This is a genomic window from Streptomyces sp. NPDC032472, from assembly GCF_040636955.1.
Classification (GTDB): domain Bacteria; phylum Actinomycetota; class Actinomycetes; order Streptomycetales; family Streptomycetaceae; genus Streptomyces.
The window spans coordinates 58131-79055 of record NZ_JBEZVK010000032.1; the positions used below are offsets into that span (position 1 = coordinate 58131).

Annotated in this window: 20 protein-coding genes and 1 riboswitch; of the genes, 11 read left to right on the forward strand and 9 right to left on the reverse strand. The window is 72.9% G+C overall.

Features of this window, described 5'->3' with window-relative positions; translation table 11 throughout:
• Nucleotides 1-249 precede the first annotated feature (249 nt).
• Both cdgB and AB0F11_RS22340 read left to right on the forward strand, forming a co-directional pair.
• Nucleotides 250-1947 carry a diguanylate cyclase CdgB gene (gene cdgB / locus AB0F11_RS22335; RefSeq protein WP_362176419.1) on the forward strand — a complete coding sequence of 566 codons (1698 nt, stop codon included), beginning with the start codon at nt 250-252 and terminating at the stop codon, nt 1945-1947.
• A 68-nt stretch (nt 1948-2015) separates the two neighbouring features.
• Nucleotides 2016-3056 carry a carbohydrate-binding protein gene (locus tag AB0F11_RS22340; RefSeq protein ID WP_362176422.1) on the forward strand — a complete coding sequence of 347 codons (1041 nt, stop codon included), beginning with the start codon at nt 2016-2018 and terminating at the stop codon, nt 3054-3056.
• A 13-nt stretch (nt 3057-3069) separates the two neighbouring features.
• Here the strand turns inward: AB0F11_RS22340 and AB0F11_RS22345 are convergent, their stop codons facing one another.
• The 3 genes from AB0F11_RS22345 to AB0F11_RS22355 form a co-directional block, all read right to left on the reverse strand.
• A complete protein-coding gene (locus AB0F11_RS22345; RefSeq protein ID WP_362176425.1) occupies nt 3070-3987 on the reverse strand; it encodes a 1-phosphofructokinase family hexose kinase in 918 nt (305 codons plus the stop codon).
• Between the two features lie 226 nt (nt 3988-4213).
• Nucleotides 4214-5365 carry an N-acetylglucosamine-6-phosphate deacetylase gene (gene nagA, locus AB0F11_RS22350; protein ID WP_362176428.1) on the reverse strand — a complete coding sequence of 384 codons (1152 nt, stop codon included), beginning with the start codon at nt 5363-5365 and terminating at the stop codon, nt 4214-4216.
• Nucleotides 5365-6297: an ROK family protein gene (locus AB0F11_RS22355; RefSeq protein WP_362176493.1), complete on the reverse strand. Its 933-nt coding sequence runs from the start codon at nt 6295-6297 to the stop codon at nt 5365-5367. The genes nagA and AB0F11_RS22355 overlap by 1 nt, the downstream gene beginning before the upstream one ends.
• A 176-nt stretch (nt 6298-6473) precedes the next feature.
• Between AB0F11_RS22355 and AB0F11_RS22360 the strand changes: the two genes are divergently transcribed.
• From AB0F11_RS22360 to otsB, 3 genes are all read left to right on the forward strand, one after another.
• A complete protein-coding gene (locus AB0F11_RS22360) occupies nt 6474-7766 on the forward strand; it encodes an extracellular solute-binding protein (RefSeq protein ID WP_362176431.1) in 1293 nt (430 codons plus the stop codon).
• A 49-nt stretch (nt 7767-7815) separates the two neighbouring features.
• Complete coding sequence (locus AB0F11_RS22365; RefSeq protein WP_362176434.1) at nt 7816-8076, forward strand: DUF3263 domain-containing protein; 261 nt, start codon at nt 7816-7818, stop codon at nt 8074-8076.
• A gap of 82 nt (nt 8077-8158) precedes the next feature.
• Nucleotides 8159-9007: a trehalose-phosphatase gene (gene otsB / locus AB0F11_RS22370; RefSeq protein ID WP_362176437.1), complete on the forward strand. Its 849-nt coding sequence runs from the start codon at nt 8159-8161 to the stop codon at nt 9005-9007.
• 24 nt (nt 9008-9031) lie between these two features.
• Here otsB and AB0F11_RS22375 read toward each other — a convergent pair whose 3' ends face one another.
• Nucleotides 9032-10528, reverse strand: coding sequence for a trehalose-6-phosphate synthase (locus AB0F11_RS22375; protein WP_362176440.1), 1497 nt, complete (start codon nt 10526-10528; stop codon nt 9032-9034).
• Nucleotides 10529-10621: 93 nt separating this feature from the next.
• Nucleotides 10622-11572: a glucosyl-3-phosphoglycerate synthase gene (locus tag AB0F11_RS22380; RefSeq protein WP_362176443.1), complete on the reverse strand. Its 951-nt coding sequence runs from the start codon at nt 11570-11572 to the stop codon at nt 10622-10624.
• A gap of 197 nt (nt 11573-11769) precedes the next feature.
• Nucleotides 11770-11923, forward strand: a riboswitch (SAM riboswitch).
• Between the two features lie 17 nt (nt 11924-11940).
• Between AB0F11_RS22380 and thrC the strand changes: the two genes are divergently transcribed.
• The 4 genes from thrC (at nt 11941) to groL (ending at nt 16209) form a co-directional block, all read left to right on the forward strand.
• Nucleotides 11941-13257: a threonine synthase gene (thrC, locus tag AB0F11_RS22385; protein ID WP_362176446.1), complete on the forward strand. Its 1317-nt coding sequence runs from the start codon at nt 11941-11943 to the stop codon at nt 13255-13257.
• Between the two features lie 37 nt (nt 13258-13294).
• Entirely contained in the window at nt 13295-13573 is a 279-nt protein-coding gene (locus tag AB0F11_RS22390) for a MoaD/ThiS family protein (protein ID WP_114058066.1), read from the forward strand.
• Nucleotides 13574-13969: 396 nt separating this feature from the next.
• Entirely contained in the window at nt 13970-14173 is a 204-nt protein-coding gene (locus AB0F11_RS22395; RefSeq protein ID WP_005315736.1) for a cold-shock protein, read from the forward strand.
• Between the two features lie 416 nt (nt 14174-14589).
• On the forward strand, nt 14590-16209 hold the full coding sequence (gene groL, locus AB0F11_RS22400) for a chaperonin GroEL (protein ID WP_362176449.1): 1620 nt from the start codon (nt 14590-14592) through the stop codon (nt 16207-16209).
• Between the two features lie 88 nt (nt 16210-16297).
• Here groL and AB0F11_RS22405 read toward each other — a convergent pair whose 3' ends face one another.
• Nucleotides 16298-16870 carry a Uma2 family endonuclease gene (locus tag AB0F11_RS22405; RefSeq protein WP_362176496.1) on the reverse strand — a complete coding sequence of 191 codons (573 nt, stop codon included), beginning with the start codon at nt 16868-16870 and terminating at the stop codon, nt 16298-16300.
• Between the two features lie 137 nt (nt 16871-17007).
• Here AB0F11_RS22405 and AB0F11_RS22410 point away from each other — a divergent pair, with 137 nt between their 5' ends.
• The gene (locus AB0F11_RS22410; protein WP_362176452.1) at nt 17008-17610 is read left to right on the forward strand and encodes a phosphoribosylanthranilate isomerase; all 603 of its coding nucleotides are present in this window, start codon (nt 17008-17010) and stop codon (nt 17608-17610) included.
• 25 nt (nt 17611-17635) lie between these two features.
• Here the strand turns inward: AB0F11_RS22410 and cpt are convergent, their stop codons facing one another.
• Entirely contained in the window at nt 17636-18160 is a 525-nt protein-coding gene (cpt, locus tag AB0F11_RS22415) for a chloramphenicol phosphotransferase CPT (protein WP_362176499.1), read from the reverse strand.
• A gap of 106 nt (nt 18161-18266) precedes the next feature.
• Here cpt and AB0F11_RS22420 point away from each other — a divergent pair, with 106 nt between their 5' ends.
• The gene (locus AB0F11_RS22420) at nt 18267-19715 is read left to right on the forward strand and encodes a PQQ-binding-like beta-propeller repeat protein (protein WP_362176455.1); all 1449 of its coding nucleotides are present in this window, start codon (nt 18267-18269) and stop codon (nt 19713-19715) included.
• A 148-nt stretch (nt 19716-19863) separates the two neighbouring features.
• Here the strand turns inward: AB0F11_RS22420 and AB0F11_RS22425 are convergent, their stop codons facing one another.
• Entirely contained in the window at nt 19864-20535 is a 672-nt protein-coding gene (locus AB0F11_RS22425; RefSeq protein WP_362176457.1) for a GNAT family N-acetyltransferase, read from the reverse strand.
• Entirely contained in the window at nt 20525-20899 is a 375-nt protein-coding gene (locus AB0F11_RS22430; protein WP_362176460.1) for a hypothetical protein, read from the reverse strand. The genes AB0F11_RS22425 and AB0F11_RS22430 overlap by 11 nt, the downstream gene beginning before the upstream one ends.
• Nucleotides 20900-20925: the final 26 nt, after the last annotated feature.

Here is a 20925-nt window from a genome sequence, read left to right on the forward strand (position 1 = left end):
CGTCCCGGACCCTTGGCCTAGGCCCGCGGGCGTATCGTTTGCTGCCGGGAAGGCGGGGAGCGTTCCCGGACGCCGTGCCCCTTTTCCGCACACCTTTATTCATCTCATGTGACTTGAGTCACAGAGGGCAAGATTTGTTGACCCTGTGTACCTGCCGCACAGCTCACTGTGATTCAGTGGACGAGACACCGCAACGAAACGCCGATGACAAACCTGGAGTTGCTGTCGAGGTCTCGGGGAGAGCGAGCAATGGAGACCGAGTCGGAGCCGTACGTCCGTCTTGCGACCCTGCGGCAGCTGCACCGGGTGGTGGCCGAGCTCAACACGGCCAGGAGCCTGGCGGACACTCTGCAGACCGTCGTGGACGGCATCGTCACGGGCCTCGGCTACGAACTCGCCTGCGTCAACCTCGTACGCCCTGACGGCGATCTCGTCGTCGCCGCCTTCGCAGGTGACCCCGCCGCGGAAGCCCTCATCACCGGCCGCGTCGGCTCCCGCGCCTCCTGGGAGCGGCGCCTGGCCATGGGCGAGGACTGGGACGGCCTGCGCTTCATCCCGCACACCGAGGGCTGGGTCCTGCTGGAGGACGACGTGCCCCAGTGGCACACCGACGGCCCCGATCCGCGGTTCGAGGACGAGTGGCACCCCGAGGACCGGTTGTACGCCCCCATGTACGCGTCCGGCGGGGAACTCCTGGGTGTCATTTCGGTGGACAGGCCGCGCAACGGGCGCCACCCCGGCGCGTGGGGGCGCGAGGCGCTGCAGATGTACGCCTTCCAGGCGGCCATTGCGATCAGCAATGCCCGGCTCCGCGCGAACATGCAGCGGGCCCTGGTCCGCCTGGAGCGCGAGCAGCAGGCGCTGCGCGCCAGCGAGGAGTCCTTCCGGCAGGCCTTCGAGTACGCGCCCAGCGGCATGGCCATCGCCGAGATGGGCGGGGACCAGCACGGCCGGCTGCTGCGCACCAACGACGCCCTGTGCCGGCTGCTCGGCCGCCCGGCGTCGGTCCTGCGCCGGTACTCCTTCTCCGACCTGGTCCACCCCGAGGACATCGGCACCCTGCTGCGGACCTCCGCCGAGGGCGGGCGCGCCGAGCTGCGCCTCGGCCGCCGCGACGGGACCTACCTCTGGGTCTCGCTGCGCAACTCCGTCGTCGCGGACGCCGCCGACGGGCCGCGGTTCCTGCTCACCCACGTCGAGGACATCGAGGAGCGCAAGCGGCACGAGCTCCAGCTCGCCCACCGGGCCAGCCACGACTCGCTGACCGGCCTGCCCAACAGCGCCGAGCTGCGCGCCCGGCTCTCGGCGCGGCTGTGCCGGCTGCCGCAGGCGGTCCGGGCCGGGGCCGTGGAGGCCCTGGACGCGGCGTACGAGGGGCAGGGCGGGGCCGTGGGCGCGGGCGGGGGCGGGGCGGGCGCAGGGGGCGCGGAGCACGGTTTCCGGCCCGACGGCTTCCCCGAGCCCTTCGAGCTGTCCGGCGGCGCGGGCGCGGGCCCGTACGACCACCACGTGCACACGGTGGCGCCCGCCTCCGAGCTGGACGACGGGACGAAGGGGCTCGCGGTGCTCTTCTGCGACCTCGACGGCTTCAAGTCGATCAACGACCGGTTCGGGCACCACACCGGCGACGCGGTCCTCATCGAGGTGGCCCGCCGCCTGACGACGGGGGTCCGCGACGGCGACACGGTGGCCCGGCTCGGGGGTGACGAATTCGTCGTCCTCGCCGACGGCCTGGGCGCCGCCGACGCCGCCGACCTCGCCGTACGGCTGCGCAACGCGATCGTCCCGCCGATCCGGGTCGACGGCCGCGCCGTGCGGGTCGGCGCCAGCTTCGGCATCGGCTGGGCCAGCTGCGGGATGTCGGCGGAAGAGGTGCTGCGCTCGGCCGACCAGCGGATGTACATGGAGAAAAGGTCCCGTTCCAAGGCGCACCGCCGGGCGGGCTGAGGCCGTCGGCCGCTCGTGGGTGCACGTGTTCGGGGTAGGCTCCCGGGGGTCGAAAGGAGTGACCTGCGATGACGACGCCCGCGAACAACGGCCCGAACGGTGGGGCGAACAAGCCCGAGGAGGACGACCCGTTCGGCTACCTCTACGCGGACGGCCAGGCTGCCGGAGCCACCCCGCCCCCGCCGGGCGGTGGTTACGCCTACCCAGGCCCGACGGTCGGCGGGCAGCCCGGTGCGCAGCGCGGTGTCCCCCGCACCTCGTACAACCAGGTGCGCACGGTCGGCGAGCGGACGTACGGCGGCCAGCGCGGCGCCGTTCCCCCGCAGGCGCAGCCGGGCTACCAGGCGCAGTACCAGGCCCCCGAGGCGCTCCAGGCGGGCGGCTACGGCGTTCCGCAGCAGCAGCCGCACCCCACCGCGTCCATGCAGGCCCCCGGCAACGGCGCGGGCGGCCGCAGCGGCGGCCGCGGCGGCTCCGGGTCCGGCTCCAGCCGGCGCGGCATGCTGATCGCGGCGGTCGCGGTGCTCGGCGCGGTCGTCATCGGCATCGGCGCGGCCCTGGCCTTCGGTGACAAGGACGGGGACAAGAAGAACGCCGACAAGGGAGGGCAGGGGCAGAACCAGTCCGCGCAGCCGCAGAACTCCGCCTCGGCGGACGCCCCGAGCCCCTCGGCCTCGGCGGACGTCCCGCTGCCGAAGGCGGACGCCTCGGGCGCGGGCATGGCCCTGACCGGCGGTGCGATGCTGCAGAACACCGTGCCGGGCGCGAAGAGCGCCGGCGGCCAGTACGTGGGCGGGCTGAACACGCCCGGTGCGGCGGCGACTTGGACCGTGGACGTGGCCAAGGCGGGCCAGTACAAGCTGAAGGTGGTCTACGGCGTGCCGGGCAAGGACGCCAGCATGACGCTGACCGTCAACGGCGAGAAGCAGGAACGCGCCATCAACATGAAGAACTTCAGCCAGGCCAAGCCGGGCGAGTGGGACAAGGGCTGGACCTACACCTGGTCGCTCGTGCAGCTCAAGCAGGGCACGAACACGGTGAAGATGTCGTGCGAGGCCGGCAACCAGTGCGAGGTCAACCTCGACCAGCTGTGGCTGGAGCGGGGCTGACCTCGCAGGTCCGCTAAGGCTGCGTCACCTTCACCGACCCCCGCACCCGTTCGTAGGTGCGGGGGTCGAACTCTCCCGCCGCCGGGGCGCAGACCGTGGCGGCGGACAGGGCGACCGCGCGGACCAGGCGGTCCGGCCAGTCCAGCCCCTCGACCAGGCCCGACAGCAGGCCCGCGACGGCGGAGTCGCCGGCCCCGGTGGGGTTGCCCGCCAGGGCCTGGGGCGGGGCGGCCTGCCAGGCGCCCTCGGCGGTGGCGGCGAGCATCCCCTGCGCCCCGAGGGAGGCGACGACGGCGTGCGCGCCGCGGCGGCGGGCGTCGCGGGTGGCCTGGAGCGGTTCGCGCGAGCCGGTCAGCTCGGCGAGCTCGGCGGCGTTCGGCTTGACCAGCTCGGGGCGGGCGGCGATTCCGCGGCGCAGGGCCTCGCCGCTGGTGTCGAGGAGCACGGGTGTGCCGGCCGCGCGGGCGGTGCGGACCAGGACGGCGTACGCGCCGACGGGCACGCCCGGCGGCAGGCTGCCGCACAGGGCCACCGCGTCGGCTCCGGCGACGAGCTCCCGGTAGCGGTCGAGGAACCGAGCCCACTCCGTGGAATCGATCAGCGGGCCCGGCTCGTTGAACTGGGTGGTGTCGCCGGAGGCCTCGTCGACCACGGCCAGGGTGCGGCGCGTGGAGCCCGCGCAGGGGACCAGGGCGTCGGTCACGCCGGGGGAGTCGGCGAGCAGTTCGCGTACGGCCGCGCCCGTGCGGCCGCCCGCGAAGCCGGTCGCGGTGACCCGGTGGCCGAGCGCGGCCAGGACGCGGGCGACGTTCAGCCCCTTGCCGCCGGGCCGCTCGGTCACGGCGGCGGCCCGGTGCGAGGTGTGCGGAATCAGCCGCGGTACGCGGTGGGTGACGTCGAGTGCGGTGTTGAGCGTCACGGTCAGGATCATGGCAAGCCCCGGTCTCGGTGTGTGCCGGGATCATGTCAAAGACCACCGGGAGCGGCCCAGCCCCGGGGGCCGGGCCGCCTCCGCACGTGCTGCCGGGTACGGCCGATCGGCCGCGCGGGGCCCGTACGGGCGGGCCGCGCCCGGGGCCTGAGGTCTGCTCAGCCGCGCGGCAGGCGGCTGCTCGGCTTTGCGGCCGCCGGGTTCTCGGCCATGCGGAGCCGGCTGCTCAGCCCTGCGGCCTGACGATCCATTCGCCGCGCCGCATGACGCCCTTGAGGCCGAACTCGGCGTCCAGCACGACCAGGTCCGCGTACTTGCCGGGCTCCAGGGAGCCGACCTCGTCGTACAGGCCGAGCAGTTTGGCCGGATTGGCGGAGATCGCCTGGACCACGGACTCCACGGGAAGCCGGTCCAGGGTCACCGACCGCTTGAAGGCGGTGTCCAGGGTCAGCGTGGAGCCGGCGATGGAGCCGCCCTCGACGAGGCGGGCGACGCCCTGCTTCACCTCGACCTCCAGCGGCCCGAGGTGGTAGGTCCCGTCGCCGAAGCCGGCGGCGTCCATCGCGTCGGTGATGAGCGCGACGCGGTGGGCGCCGGCGTGGTGGAAGGCCAGCTCCAGCATGGCCGGGTGCAGGTGGGTGCCGTCGTTGATCAGTTCGACGGTGACCCGCTCGTCCTCCAGCAGCGCGGCGATCGGCCCCGGGGCGCGGTGTTCCATGCCCGGCATGGCGTTGTACAGGTGGGTGGCCACGGTCGCGCCCGCGTCGATGGCCTGGCGGGTCTGGTCGTACGTGGAGTCGGTGTGCCCGATCGCGGCGATCACCCCGTGTTCGGCGAGCAGCCGTACGGAGTCCAGGCCGCCCGGCAGCTCGGTGGCGAGGGTGACCATGCGGGCGGCGCCGTGCGCGGCGTCGACGAGTTTGCGGACCTCGGCCGGGTCGGGGTCGCGCAGCAGCTCCTCCTTGTGCGCGCCCTTGCGGCAGGGGTTGATGAACGGGCCCTCGAAGTGGATGCCGGCGATCTCGCCCTGCTGGGTGAGCTCGGCGAGCAGGCCGGCGCGGCGGGCGAGTTCGTCGAGGTCGCCGGTGACGGTGGAGGCGACCAGGGTGGTGGTGCCGTGCTCGCGGTGGGTCGTCACGCCCTTGAGGACCTCCTCGGCGGTGCCGGAGGTGAAGGAGGCGCCGCCTCCGCCGTGGTTGTGCATGTCGACGAAGCCGGGGACCAGCCAGTGCCCGGACAGGTCGACCACGGCCGTGTCCTCGCGGGCCGCGCCGGCGATGCGGTCGCCCTCGACGATGACGCGGCCGCCCGCCACGATGCCGGTCGGCAGCACGACCCTGGCGCCGGAGAGGACGGTGCTGTGTGCGCTTCCGGACATCAGGCAGGTACCTCCGTGGCGAGTAGGTCCCAGGCGAGCAGCCCTGCGCCCAGGCATCCGGCGGTGTCCCCGAGGGCCGCCGGGACGATGTGGGGCAGCCGCTGGAACGTCACGCGCTCCTCGACGGCCGCCCGCAGCGGGGTGAAGAGGGTTTCCCCGGCCTCGGCGAGCCCGCCGCCGATGATCAGGGTGCGGGGGTCGAGCAGGGTGAGCGCGGTGACCAGGCCGTCCGCGAGCGCGCCGACGGCGGTGTCCCACACCTGCCGGGCCCGCTCGTCGCCCGAGGCGACGGCCTTGGCGCAGTCCGCGGCGTCGGCGCCGGGGTCGCCCGAGGCGGCCGCCCAGGCGCGGCTGACGGCGGAGGCGGAGGCGAGGGTCTCCAGGCAGCCGCGCTGGCCGCAGCCGCAGGCGGGTCCGCCGGGGCGGACCACGATGTGGCCGATCTCGCCGGCGTACCCGTGGGCGCCGGCCTCGATGCGGCCGGCGATGCCGATGGCGCCGGCGATGCCGGTGCCGAGGGGGACGAACAGGAAGCGGTCGGCGCCGCGGCCGGCCCCGATGCGGCCTTCGGCGAGTCCGCCCGTGCGCACGTCGTGGCCCAGGGCCACGGGGAGGGAGCCGAGGCGGCTGCTGACCAGCGCGCGCAGCGGTACGTCGCGCCAGCCGAGGTTCGCCGCGTAGACGGCGGTGCCGCTCTCGGCGTCGACGATGCCGGGCACGGCCACGCCGGCCGCGCGGGCGGGCGCGCCGAAGCGTTCGCGGCCCAGCGCGTACAGCTCGGCGGCGAAGTCCAGGATCGTCCCGACGACGGCGTCGGGGCCCCGGTCGCGGCCGGTGGCGCGGCGCGCTTCGTGGAGCAGGGTGCCGTCGTCGGCGATGAGGGCGGCCTTGATCCCGGTGCCGCCCACATCGAGGGCGATGACGTGTTTCACGGGTTTCACAGGTGACAGTCTCGCGTGTTCGCCGGGGAAAGGTCTAGTCCATTGGAGGGGATTGTTGAACCGCCATACAAATTCGGGGGCCGAGAGGGATCCGGATGTGGAAGAGCCGCCAAAGTGGTGTAGACCTTACGTGGATCGTACGTACAACCTGGGGTGGATCGAGAACTGTGAAGGGCCGTTACCTGAGCCTGGCCGCCGTCGGCGCCGCACTCTGCACGACCGCGGCGACACTGACCGGCTGCGCGGGTGTCACCGGGGACAACGAGGTGACCCTGCGGGTCGTGGCGGCCGACTACGGGGACAATCCGCAGAACTCCTCGACCGGCTACTGGAAGGACCTCGCCGCCGGCTTCGAGAAGACCCACCCCGGCACCAAGGTCGAGGTCAGCGTCTACAACTGGTCCGAGGTCGACGCCAAGGTCGCCGCCATGGTCAAGGCCGGCAAGGCCCCCGACATCGCACAGATCGGCGCCTACGCCGACTACGCGGCCGCCGGCAAGCTCTACACCGCGGAGGAGCTCCTCTCCGTCAAGACCGAGGCCGACTTCCTCGCACCGCTCGCCGAGGCCGGCAGGATCCGCCGCGTGCAGTACGGCATGCCCTTCGTGGCCAGCACCCGCCTGCTCTTCTACAACGAGAAGCTGCTCGGCGACGCCGGGGTCATCCCCAAGGACTCCAAGGCCGGCTGGCAGCCCAAGAGCTGGGCCGACCTCGAAGCCGCCGCCAAGAAGCTCAAGGCCGCCGGCGTGGCGACCCCCTTCGCGCTGCCGCTCGGCCGCGAGGAGGCCCAGGCCGAGACGATGATGTGGATGCTCGCGGGCGGCGGTGGCTACACCGACAACGAGGAGGGTTACGCGATCGACTCCGCCGAGAACGTCAAGACCTTCGAGTTCCTGCGCGACAAGCTGGTCGGCCAGGGGCTGACCGGACCGAACGAGCCGGCCAAGACCGACCGGCAGGCCGCCTTCGACGCCTTCACGCGCGGCGAGGTCGGCATGCTCAACGGGCACCCCACCCTGATCAAGCAGGCCGCCGAGAAGGGCGTGAAGTTCGGCATGGTGCCCCTGCCCACCGTCGACGGCACCGACCACTCCACGATGGGCGTCGCCGACTGGATCATGGCGTTCAAGAACGGCCACCGCGTGCAGTCCGGCAAGTTCCTCGACTACCTCTACGAGACGAAGAACGTGACCGCCTTCACCGGCAAGTACGACCTGCTGCCGGTCACCACCAGCGGCTACCGGGCGATGGAGTCCGCCGGCGGCGGCTCGGCGGCCCAGCTGAAGACCTTCCTCCAGGCCCTGCCCAACGCCCGGCTCTACCCCGTCGGCAAGAAGTCCTGGGCCGGCGTGAGCGAGGACGTCAAGCAGAACATCGGCAAGGCCGTACAGCCCGGCGGACAGCCCGCGAAGGTCCTGGAGGGCATCGCCACGGCGGCCCGCACGGCGGACGGACGCTGACGCGACGGGCCTCGCCAGGGGTGTCGGTGAGCGGCGTTAATCTGGCCGTATGACGGACGCCGGGCAGGACGGTGAGCAGCAGGGCGGGCGGCTGACGGCCGCCGAGGCCGCCGTGCTCGCCTACGAGGGGCGCACCTGGCCCGGCCCCGGCGCCAAGGAGCGCGCGATACGCGAGGGGCTGGGGATGACCCCGGTCCGCTACTACCAGCTGCTCAACGCCCTCATGGACGACCCGCGGGCCCTCGCCCACGCCCCCGGGACCGTCAACCGGCTGCGCCGGCTGCGCGAGGCGCAGCGGGCCCGGCGCTAGCGTGCCCGACGCTGACCTGCCGGCGCGGGAGGCCGGCCGCGCGCCGTAGCCGTCGCACCGCTGGGCCGTTAGGGTCATCGGTATGGGGAGCCAGCCGCACGACCTGCCGATGCCCGTCACCGCTGCCGGCCGCGAGGGACTCGCAGCCCTGCTCCGCGCACCGCGGCGCGCCGTCGTCGCCCTCGACTTCGACGGCACCCTCGCCGAGATCGTGCCCGACCCCGACCAGGCCCGCGCCCATCCGGCCGCCGTCCCGGCGCTCGCCGCGCTGGCCCCGCGCGTCGGCTCCGTCGCCGTGATCACCGGCCGGCCGGCCGGTGTCGCCGTACGGCTCGGGGGCTTCGCCGGGGTGGCGGGGCTGGAGCACCTGGTCGTCCTCGGCCACTACGGGGCCGAGCGGTGGGACGCCGTCACCGGGATCGTGCACGCGCCCGCCGAGCACCCGGGGGTGGCGGCGGTGCGGGCCGAGCTGCCGGGGTTCCTGGACTCCATCGGGGCCTGGCGGGGCACCTGGATCGAGGAGAAGGGCCGGGCCCTGGCCGTCCACACCCGGCGGGCCGCCGACCCGGCCGCCGCGTTCGCCACGCTGCGGGAGCCGCTGGCCGAGCTGGCCGCCCGGCACGGGCTGATCGTGGAGCCGGGGCGGGCCGTGCTGGAGCTGAGGCCTCCCGGCATGGACAAGGGCGTGGCCCTGACGGAATACCTCGCGGAGGTGGACGCCGAGGCGGTCGTCTACGCGGGGGACGACCTGGGCGACCTCGCGGCGTACGCGGCCGTGGAGAAACGGCGGGCGGAGGGCCTGCCGGGCCTGCTGCTGTGCAGCGGCTCGGAGGAGGTCCAGGACCTCGCCACCCGTGCCGACCTGGTCCTCCCGGGTCCGTCCGCCATCACCGCCTACCTGACGCGACTGGCCGCCCACCTCCCGTCCTGACCGTCTCCTGCCGCTGCGCGGCGGTCAGTGGGCGCGGAGGGCGGTCAGCTGGGACGCGAACCAGTGGGACGGCGGCAGGGCCGTGGCGGCCGTGGCCAGGCGCTTCGTGCGGTCCAGGCGTTCAGCGGCGGGCATCGACAGGGCCGCGTGCAAGGCCTCGGCAGTCTCCGTGACGTCGAACGGGTTCACCGTCAGGGCGTCCTCCCGGAGCTCCCCGTACGCCCCCGCACCCGTGGAGAGGACAAGCGCGCAGCCGGCCTCCGACAGCACCGGGATCTCCTTCGCCACCAGGTTCATCCCGTCCCGGACGGGATTGACCAGCGCCACGTCCGCCATCCGGTACGCGGCCAGCGACCGCGCGAAGTCGTCCTGCACGGACAGCAGCACCGGCTGCCAGTCCTCCGTCCCGAACTCCTCGTTGATCCGCCCGGCCAGCTCCCGTACCGCCGCCGTGTACGACCGGTACACCTCCAGGTCCTGCCGGGACGGATACGCGGAGGCGAGGTGCACCACCCGCCCCCGCCACTGCGGCCGCACCGTCAGCAGCTCCCGGTAGGCCAGCAGCCCCCGCACGATGTTCTTCGACAGCTCGGTCCGGTCCACCCGGACGATGGTCCTGCGGTCGCCGACCTCCGCCCGCAGCGCGGCCAGCCGGTCGTCGACCTCGGGCCGGTGCGCGAGCCGGCGCAGTTCGTCGCCGTCGACGCCCAGCGGGTACACGGCCACGTCGGTGCGCAGGTGCCGCACGGCCCCCGGCCCCCGCGGCGCCTTGGCCACGTACCGCTCGCCGCCCGTCCCCGTCGGCATCCGCGGCTCCGCGGTCCCCCGCTCGTCGTCGAGGTGCGCGCCCGCCATGAACGCGTCCGCCCACGCCCGGGTGTGGAAGCCCACCAGGTCCGCCCCGAGCATCCCCCACAGCAGCTCGCCGCGGATGTCGCCGGGCAGCACGTCCAGGAAGTCCCGCGACGCCCACGGGGTGTGCGTGAAGTGCGCGATCCGCAGGTCCGGCCGCAGCTCGCGCAGCTGCCCGGGGACCAGCGCGAGGTGGTAGTCCTGCACCAGGACGCACGCCCCCTCGGCGGCCTCCTCGGCGAGCGCCTCGGCGAAGGCCCGGTTGTAGGCGGTGTACGCCTCCCACTGGCGCCGGAACTCCGCGTCGAAGACGGGGGTGCGCGGGATGTCGTACAGGTGGTGGTGGGTGAACCACAGCACCGAGTTCGCGATGCCGTTGTACGCGGCGTCGTACACCGCCGGGTCGATGTCCAGCATCCGCACGCCCGGCTCGGCGACGCCCCGCCGCACCGCCTCGCGGTCCCCTTCCGACAGCGCGGCGCAGATCCAGAGCGCGTCCGGCTGCCCGTCCAGCGCGGCCGACAGGCCGGAGACCAGGCCGCCGCCGCCGCGCCGGGCGGTGAGGGTGCCGTCGGCGCCGTGGGCGTAGGAGAGCGGCCCGCGGTTGGCGGCGACGAGTACCTGGGACGAGTGGAGGGCGTGGGAAGTCTGGGAAGCCTCGGAAGCCATGCGGCGAACCTAGCCCGGCCCGCGCCCGCTCAAACGTCCGTTCCCTCCCCTTACGCGACCCGTACGGGCCCGTCGGCGGCCCGCAAGACCGCGTTACGCCACCCGCCGCCCCGCATACTCCTTGACCTCCAGCATCGGCGGCCGCTCCTCGGTGTCCACGGCGTGCGTCCGCGGTACGAACCCGTCCGGCCCACGCTCGAACTGCGTCAGCACCGGCCGCACGAGGTGCCCGCGCGAGAGCCGCAGCTGCGCGGTGCGGTAGATCGCGGCGGCCATCCGGCCCAGTGCCTGCCCGTCCTGGTGGCGGTGGAGCCGTACGCCGACGTCCACCTGCGCGAGGGCGTCCAGCCCGACGGTGTGCAGCGCGTCGACCAGCAGGCCCAGCTCGACGCCGTAGCCGACGGGGAAGGGCAGACGTTCCAGCAGGGAGCGGCGCACCGCGTACTCCCCGCCCAGCGGCTGTACGAATCCGGCCAGCTGCGGCCAGTGCAGGTTGAGCAGCGGGCGGGCGACGAGCTCGGTGACGCGGCCGCCCTGGCCGGGGGCGTCCCCGAGCGGGCGGTCGTACATGGCCTTGACGAACTGCACGTCCGGCTCGGTCAGCAGCGGGCCGACGATCCCGGTGACGAAGGCGGAGGAGAAGTCCCGCAGGTCGGCGTCGACGAAGCAGACGATGTCGCCGGTGGTGGCCAGCAGCGAGCGCCACAGCACCTCGCCCTTGCCGGGCAGGGCCGGGATCCGCGGCAGGATCTCGTCGCGGTGGACCACGCGGGCGCCGGCCTTCGCGGCGACCTCGGCGGTCAGGTCGGCGGAGCCGGAGTCGACCACGACCAGCTCGTCCACGAGCGGGACGGCGCGGCCGTCGATCAGATCGCGCCGGATCACCTCGACGATGTCGCCGACGGTCGCCTCCTCGTCGAGCGCGGGCAGCACGACGCTGACCGTCGTGCCCGCAGCCCGTTTCGCGGCGAGCAGCTGGTCGAGCGGTCGGTCGGCCACGGACCAGGAGCGGTCCGCAAGCCAGCGCTCCACCTCTTCCAGCACGTTCGGCACTCCTGCTTCCCTCGTCCTGTTCCGCGGCCGTTCCGGCCGAAAAGTGATCCATCTCGCGCTTCGGACAGCCGTCTCAACCACCCGAGCCTTCGGTTACAGTCTTGAACAACGCGAAGGACCGCCGCATGCCGGGGGTCCCGCGGACAAATGCCCGGGTGCGCCATGGAGCGCGCGGCCCGGTGCCATACCGCTCATCCAGAGGGGCAGAGGGACACGGCCCGTTGAAGCCCCGGCAACCCTCCAGTCGGTTTCCCGCCACTGCGTGCAGCAGCAGCGAGGTCCCCGGCTAGGGAAGGTGCCAATTCCGTCTCATGGCGAAGTGCGCCATGGGGAAGATGAGGAGAAAGGGCCTCGCCATCATGGCTGCACAGACCGTTGCCACCCCTGTTTCCGGAACCTCCGCTTCTGCTTCCGCCGTCGACCTCGGCCCCGCCTCGGGCCTGTCCTGTCGGGAGTGCGGTACCCGTTTCGAGCTCGGGCCCATCTTCGCCTGCGTCGAGTGCTTCGGTCCGCTGGAAGTCGCGTACGAGCTGCCCGCCACCGGCTCCGCCGAGGACGTCGCGGCCCTGCGCGCCGCGATCGAGGCCGGTCCGAACAACATTTGGCGCTACGCCCCGCTGCTGCCCGTCCCCGCGGACGTGGCCGCGAAGCCGAGCCTGAACCCGGGCTTCACCAAGCTCGTCGACGCCGAGAACCTGGCCAAGGAGCTCGGCGTCACCGGCAAGCTGTACGTCAAGGACGACTCCGGCAACCCGACGCACTCCTTCAAGGACCGCGTCGTCGCGATCGCCGTCGAGGCCGCCCGCGCCTTCGGCTTCACCACCCTGTCCTGCTCCTCCACCGGCAACCTGGCCGGCGCCGTCGGCGCCGCGGCCGCCCGGGCCGGCTTCCGCTCCTGCGTGTTCATCCCGCACGACCTGGAGCAGGGCAAGGTCGTCATGGCCGGTGTGTACGGCGGCGACCTGGTCGGCATCGAGGGCAACTACGACGACGTGAACCGCTTCTGCTCCGAGCTCATCGGCGACCCGCTGGGCGAGGGCTGGGGCTTCGTCAACGTGAACCTGCGCCCCTACTACGGCGAGGGCTCCAAGACGCTCGCGTACGAGATCTGCGAGCAGCTCGGCTGGCAGCTGCCCGACCAGATCGTCATCCCGATCGCCTCCGGCTCCCAGCTCACCAAGATCGACAAGGGGCTGCAGGAGCTGATCAAGCTGGGCCTGGTCGAGGACAAGCCGTACAAGATCTTCGGCGCCCAGGCCGAGGGCTGCTCCCCGGTGTCCACGGCGTTCAAGGCCGGCCACGACGTGGTCCGTCCGCAGAAGCCGAACACCATCGCCAAGTCCCTCGCGATCGGCAATCCGGCCGACGGCCCGTACGTGCTGGACATCGCCCGGCGCACCGGCGGCTACGTCGAGGACGTGACCGACGAGCAGGTCGTCGAGGCCATCAAGATCCTCGCCCGGACCGAGGGCATCTTCGCCGAGACCGCCGGCGGCGTGACCGTCGGCGTGACGAAGAAGCTGATCGAGGACGGCCGCCTGGACCCGTCGCTGACCACCGTGGTCCTCAACACCGGCGACGGCCTGAAGACCCTGGAGGCGGTCGCCGCGGACAGCGGCCAGACCGCCACCATCCGCCCCAGCCTGGACGCGTTCCGCGCCGCCGGCCTGGCCTGACCACCCTCCCCCGCACTTCCGGAAAGGCAGTAGCGCCATGAGCGTCAACGTCCGCATCCCCACCATCCTGCGCACCTACACCGGCGGCCAGGCCGAGGTGCCCGCCGAGGGCGCCACGCTGGCCGAGGTCATCGCGTCGCTGGAGGCGAACCACCCGGGCATCGCCGCCCGCGTCCTGGACGACCAGGGCAAGCTGCGCCGCTTCGTCAACGTCTACGTCAACGACGACGACGTGCGCTTCGAGGGCGGCTTGGAGGCGGCGACGCCGGACGGCGCGGGCGTCTCGATCATCCCGGCGGTCGCGGGCGGCTGCTGACGCCGGCTCCTGATGTGGCCACCCCAGAATTGCCCCCTCCGGCATTAAGCGGAGGGGGCAATTCTGCTTGGTTGGGCGCGGTAGAGTTGGGGAAGTCCCCTCCGCTGTTCTTGCCCGCCGCATATGAACGGGTCGCGTGAGGGTTGACATTGAGTCAATGTGCGGGTGCGGTATGGGGCTTTGGCGCGATATGCCAGGTCCGAGTTGCCCGGGTAAATGCCAAATTTTCATCTCATTTCGCGCTTTCTGACTGACCGGAATTCTCGTCGGATTGACCTGTTGCAGACAGCACCGGTGCAGATACATTCAGCCGCGGTCGAGGCGTTCCGGCGCAAGTTCTGACCCGGGACCGCGAAGTGCGGTCCTGCGCAAGGGCCAGTAATAGGGGAGTTAGGCATGGCTCAGGGCACCGTCAAGTGGTTCAACGCGGAGAAGGGCTACGGCTTCATCGCGGTCGACGGTGGTGCGGATGTGTTCGTCCACTACAGCGCCATCCAGATGGACGGGTACCGCACCCTTGAAGAGGGTCAGCGGGTCGAGTTCGAGATCTCGCAGGGCCAGAAGGGTCCGCAGGCGGACATGGTCAAGCTCGCCGTCTAAGCCCGGCGCGGTCGACCACCGACGCATACACGCAAGGGCCCGCACCTCGGAGGAGGGGTGCGGGCCCTTCGTTGCGTCCGCGGCCGGCCGCGGACGCGGTGGCTCGCCGCGGCCGGCCGTGGCCCGCGGCGGCCCGCCGTGGCCCGCCGTGACGCGCCGTGGGGCGCGCGGGGTCTGTCATGACCCGAAGCCGCTTGCACTCGAGGGGGCCGAGTGCTAATCATTGGCGTTAGCACTCTCCGAGTGAGAGTGCTACTACACGGGACCGGGTCGGTGAGGCCCGCAGGGTCCGGCGGGAAGGAACCGCCGGGCTCGCAGGCCGTCCGTCGCGGGCGCAGGCGCGGTCCGGAGCAATCCACCCCTCCCCGCGCGCCTGGCGGCGCAGGGGGAACCCCAGTCCTGGAGGACCACTTCAGATGGCCAAGATCATTGCGTTCGACGAGGAGGCCCGGCGCGGCCTCGAGCGCGGCATGAACCAGCTCGCCGACGCCGTCAAGGTCACCCTTGGCCCCAAGGGTCGCAACGTCGTCCTTGAGAAGAAGTGGGGCGCCCCCACGATCACCAACGATGGTGTCTCCATCGCCAAGGAGATCGAGCTCGAGGACCCGTACGAGAAGATCGGCGCCGAGCTGGTCAAGGAAGTCGCCAAGAAGACGGACGACGTCGCCGGCGACGGTACGACCACCGCCACCGTCCTCGCCCAGGCGCTCGTCCGCGAGGGCCTGCGCAACGTGGCTGCCGGTGCCAACCCGATGGCCCTCAAGCGTGGCATCGAGAAGGCCGTCGAGGCCGTCTCCGGCGCCCTGCTGGACCAGGCGAAGGAGGTCGAGACCAAGGAGCAGATCGCCTCGACCGCCTCCATCTCCGCCGCCGACACCCAGATCGGCGAGCTCATCGCCGAGGCCATGGACAAGGTCGGCAAGGAAGGCGTCATCACCGTCGAGGAGTCCCAGACCTTCGGTCTGGAGCTGGAGCTCACCGAGGGTATGCGCTTCGACAAGGGTTACATCTCGGCGTACTTCGCCACCGACATGGAGCGTATGGAGGCCTCGCTGGAGGACCCGTACATCCTGATCGTCAACTCCAAGGTCAGCAACGTGAAGGACCTCCTTCCGCTGCTGGAGAAGGTCATGCAGTCCGGCAAGCCGCTGCTGATCATCGCCGAGGACGTCGAGGGCGAGGCCCTGTCGACCCTGGTCGTCAACAAGATCCGCGGCACCTTCCGCTCCGTCGCGGTCAAGGCCCCGGGCTTCGGCGACCGCCGCAAGGCCATGCTGGGCGACATCGCCATCCTCACGGGCGGCACGGTCATCTCCGAGGAGGTCGGCCTCAAGCTCGAGAACGCGGGCCTGGACCTGCTCGGCCGCGCCCGCAAGGTCGTCATCACCAAGGACGAGACCACGATCGTCGACGGTGCCGGTGACAGCGACCAGGTCCAGGGTCGCGTCAACCAGATCCGCGCCGAGATCGAGAACTCCGACTCGGACTACGACCGCGAGAAGCTGCAGGAGCGCCTGGCGAAGCTCGCCGGCGGCGTGGCGGTCATCAAGGCCGGTGCCGCGACCGAGGTCGAGCTCAAGGAGCGCAAGCACCGCATCGAGGACGCCGTCCGCAACGCGAAGGCCGCCGTCGAGGAGGGCATCGTCGCCGGTGGTGGCGTGGCCCTGCTGCAGGCCTCCGCGGTCTTCGAGAAGCTCGAGCTGGAGGGCGACGAGGCCACCGGTGCCAACGCCGTCAAGCTGGCCCTGGAGGCCCCGCTGAAGCAGATCGCCGTCAACGGTGGTCTCGAGGGCGGCGTCGTCGTGGAGAAGGTCCGCAACCTCCCCGTCGGCCACGGCCTGAACGCCGCGACCGGTGAGTACGTCGACATGCTCGCCGAGGGCATCATCGACCCGGCGAAGGTCACCCGCTCCGCCCTGCAGAACGCCGCCTCCATCGCGGCGCTGTTCCTGACCACCGAGGCCGTCATCGCCGACAAGCCGGAGAAGGCCGCGGCCGCTCCGGGCGGCATGCCGGGCGGTGACATGGACTTCTGATCGGCCCCTGGCTGATCGGCTGTTCTCGAACGAGGGCGGCACCCCTTCCATCACGGAGGGGTGCCGCCCTCGGGCGTTTCCGGGCCCTCTAGAAGCCGGTCGTGTCGAGGGAGAACCCAAAGGGCTCGGGGATCTGCAGGGGCTTGCCGGACGACACCGTCGTACGGGAGCGGTATCCGTGCGGCGAGGGGTCCCAGAAGCAGGTGATCTCCGAGTCCTGCATGTCGATGACCAAGTAAACGGGCACGAGCGAGCCGTACACGTCCAGCTTCTCGTTCCAGTCGGCGTCCCTTGTGGAGACGGACGTGAACTCTCCGACCAGCGAGAGCGCCGCTGCGTCCGCGTGCAGCGCGTCCTCCTCGAAGGCCGCCTCATCCGCGACGTACAGGTGTGGTCCGTAGCCGCGTTCCGCTGCCGGGAAGCGGAAGAGGAAGGGCGAAGTGTCAGCGAACTGTCCCTCGGGGACGTGTGCCTGGAGCTGCTCCCGCAGGAGGCGCGTGCGCCGGGAGTAGCGCAGCTTCGAAAACGGCGACACGATGATCTTCCCCCGGATGAGCTCGGCCTTGAAGCCGTGTGGTGTGTCCATTTCCGCGACGGTGCGCAGGAGGCTCTCGAACGCTGGTGACGCCTGCGTGTCCATGGGCGTGGGCCGCTCGATCATGATCGTCACCGTCGTCCTCCGTATGGCGCGCCGCGCCCTGGATGTGAACCTGGTCCCAGGCTAGGGGCGGGAAGGCCGCCGTGCCCGGTCCCCGCAAGGGGTCGGCGCCGGTCGGGTGACTTTGGTTGACTGGGGGGATGAGCGATCTCTTCGTCAAGATCTGCGGCCTGAAGACCGCGCACGACGTCGACGTGGCCGTGGGCGCCGGGGCGGACGCCGTCGGGTTCGTCTTCGCGCCGGGCAGCCCCCGCACGGTCGGCGCCGCCGAGGCGCGGGAGCTGGCCGCCCGGGTGCCGGACGGGGTGCTCACCGTCGGCGTGTTCCGCGGGCAGACGGTCGAAGAGGTCCGGCGGCTGACCGAGGAGAGCGGCGTCCGGGGCGTGCAGCTGCACGGGGACGAGGGCCCGGAGTACTACGAGGCCCTGCGCGCCGAGGGCCGCACCCTGCTGCGCGCCACCGCGCAGCGCGTGCAGCGGTGCGGGGAGTACGGGGAGGACCTGCTCCTGATCGACGCCCCCGCCCCCGGCTCCGGCAAGCCGTGGAACTGGGCCGCGCAGGAGTTCACCGCCCCTGAAGGGCACTGGCTGCTGGCCGGCGGCCTGAACCCGGGCAACGTCCGCGAGGCCGCACAGACCACCGGCGCCTGGGGCGTGGACGTCTCCAGCGGCGTCGAGAGCGAACGCGGCGTCAAGTCCCCGGACCTCATCCGCGCTTTCGTGGAGGCGGCCCGGGCCCGGTAGGCGGGGCCGGTCCGCCGGTCCGCCGTCAGCGGTGGACGTGGGCGGCGATGGCGCGGGCGCAGGCCAGGGCCTCGGCGCGGGTGGTGTCGACCTCCAGGTCGTACGCCACGCCCCGGTGGACCAGGTCCGCCTGGGACGCGGCCATCCCCGCGATCCGGTCCCCGCGGGCGATCTCCCGCCCGGCCGCGACCTCGCCGTCGCAGCGGACGCCGACCCACAGGACGTCGACCCCGTCGAGCGCCTCCCGCCACCGCTGCTGGGACGCCGCGCCGCCGAGGAAGACCTCGTCGACCACGACCCGGGCCCCCGCCCGGGCCATCGCGGCGACCCCCTGGATCCAGGCCGCCTCCAGCGCCCGGAACTCCGGTCCGACGCTCACCACGCCGTCCGGGGCGAAGTCGATCCCGCCGTCCGACGCCTGCATGGCCGCCGGCATGGCGTCGACCAGCGTGTCGGTGCCGACGACGAGCCACGGGTCGGGCAGGACCGCCTGCAGGCACCGGGCGATCCCGGACTTCCCCGAGCTGGACCCGCCGTTGAGAATGATCATTCGAGTGGTCACCGGCCCACCGTAGATCCGCGTCCGGAGGGCCCCGCAAGGCATTTTCGCCCCGGGACGGCACTACGTTGCGGGCCGACGGGAGGGGATTCGGATCATGGGGACGTCGGGGACGTCGGGGACGTCGGGGACGTCGGAGTCGTTCGCGGGGCGGGTTCTGCGGCACGTCCTGGTGGCCGCGGCCTGCGCGGTGAGCGCCGTTGCCGTGCTGTACGGCGTGCTGTCCGTGAAGCTGGCGGCCGTCGACCTGTCCGCCGAGGTCTCGTGCACGGCCGGCGGCTGCCCGCGCGGGCTGGGGTGGCTGGTGCTGTGGGCGCTCGCCGCCGGGGCCGGCGCCGCCCTGCTGTGGCGGGCGGCCGTGAAGGGGCGGCGCCCGTACCGGTCAGCCGGCGGCCGGGCCGCGGCCGCCGTCATCGCCCTCGCCGCTCTGGTGCCCGGCTGGCTCGGCTTCTCGTGGCTGCGCGGCCCGTACATGGACCTCTTCGGCTACCAGGCCCCGGAGGGCCCGGCCGCGGGCAGGCCGCTGGGCTCCTGGGAGGACCGGGGCACCGGGTCCGTCATCCGGGTCCGCACGGACGGCGTGACCGACTACGACGGCGGAGGCCGCCGCGGCTGGGGGCTCGGTGCCCCCGCCGACGGCCGTGCGGTGTGCGCGATGAGCCCGCAGACCCCCGACCACACCGGGATCCTCGCCTACGCGGACCCCGCGCCCGGCGGCGGCGCGTGCGGCAGCCGCCTCGTGGCGGTGGACCTCACCACCGGCGAGCAGCGCTGGACGGCGGACGTCGCGAACCCGGCCGGGAAGGTCTCCGCGGGCGGCTCCCTCGCGGTGACCGCGACGGCGGACGCCGTCCTCGCCCACGACCTGCGCGGCGGCACCGAGCGCTGGCGCTCGCCCCTGCCCGAGGGCACGGACGCCACCGAGGTCCTGGCCGGCCCGGACCGGGTCCTGGTCCTCGCCCGCTCCGCCGCGTCGGGCAGTGCACTGCTCGCGCTGGACGGCCGTACCGGCGCCCTCGCCTGGCAGGCCCCGCTGCCCGCCGGGATCGATGCGCCGCGCCTGGTCTCGGCCGCCCCGGCCGCGGTCGTCGCCGCGGGACGGCTGCTGGCGTTCGACGACGCGGGCCGCCCGCGCGGTGCCGGGACCGCGGACGCCCCGTACGTCCCGGCCGGGGACGTACGGCGGTGGCTGGTCCTCGGCGACGTGTTCGTCGCGCCCGTCCCGGAGCGCGAGAAGCGGGAGGTGCTGGCCGCGTACTCCCTGAGGGACGGCCGCCTGCTGTGGCGGCGGGTCCTCGGCGACGACTGGTCGGTCCGCACCCTCGGCACCGGCCGGACCGGGCGGATCGCCGTGGTGTCGCGGGGCCCGTACACCCACCTGTGGCACCTCGACCCGGCCACCGGGAGGCCGGCGGGGGAGCCGACCGTCCTGCGGGACCTCCCGCTGGGCGAGTCGATCGCCCTGTACGGCCGCACGTTCGTCAACCTCGACCCCGGCGGCACCCTCCCCCCGATCTTCGACGTGGACCCGGTCATCGGCTGGTGAGCATCCCGATCCCCGGCTCCTGTGCGCATGCTGCGTTGCCGCGGCCAGGCGTTCAGCGCACCTGGCCGGATGTGGTGGGTTCACGTGCGTTCACGCGTCGGGGCAAAACTGGCTGGAATTCGGCTGTTCGCGTGGGGGCGGGGTGCTGTCAGGTGTCCGTGCTGAGGCGGGCGTGGAGGTGTTCGTCGTGCCAGCCGTCCGCGTGGAGGAGGGCGCCGCGCATGGTGCCCTCCAGGGGGAAGCCGGCCTTCGTGGCGACGTGGCAGGACGCCGGGTTCGCCACCGAGTGGGTGATGCGCAGGCGGTGCAGGCCGAGTTCCTCGAACGCCCACCGGCTGATCCGGCGCACGCCCTCGACCATGACCCCGCCGCCGCGTCCGGCGGGCAGGAGCCAGTAGAGGAACTCGCCGCTGCCGCCCGGGAGGTCGAGGTCGGCCAGGCCGATCAGGCCGACGGGCCGTGAGCCGGGCGTCGCCGGGGCGATGGCCCAGATCGCGGCGTCCTCGCTGTGCCAGCGCTCGCCCCAGCGCTCGATCCGCTGCCGTGCCTGCGGCAGGGAGTGCGGCTCGGGGCGGTTCCAGTGGCGGATGTCCGGGTCCTGGCAGGACGCGACCAGTGCGGGGGCGTCGTACGGGGTCCACGGGCGCAGCACCCGCCCGTGTGCGAGCGGGAAGGAGGGCTGGGCCCCGGCGCCCATCCGGCCGGGCGGGACGACCGGGCCGGGTGCGGCGGGGCCGGGCGTACCGGGTGCGGCGGGGCCGGGCGGGACGGGAGGGACCGGTAGGGCGGGCCGTTCGGTCGGCCGATCGTCAGGCTGCATCGCGGAAGTGCGCGAGCAGCGCCTCGGCCTCGGCAGTGTTGCCCGACAGCGTGTCGAAGGCCAGCTCCTCGGGAACGGCGGGTCCCCAGAGCCACCCGTGGTGACAGCTGAAACAGAAGATCAGCTCGAACAGGAGCTCGTCGGTGGCCCCGTACGCACGCAGCCCCCACCCCGGCGAGAAGCACAGGCGCGCCTCGCCGGGCGGCATGGAGGAGATCAACCGGAGGGAGTCCGCGGCCTCCTGCCCGGTCCAGCGGCTGACGACGGGTCCGGTGACGGGTTCGCCGTAGCGCGCGGGGCGGGCGGAGAGGCGGATGACCTCGACGGTGGCGGTGGCGGCGACGGCTTCGGCGGGGAGCTGCATTCGGGCAGTCTCTCTCCCGGATCCAT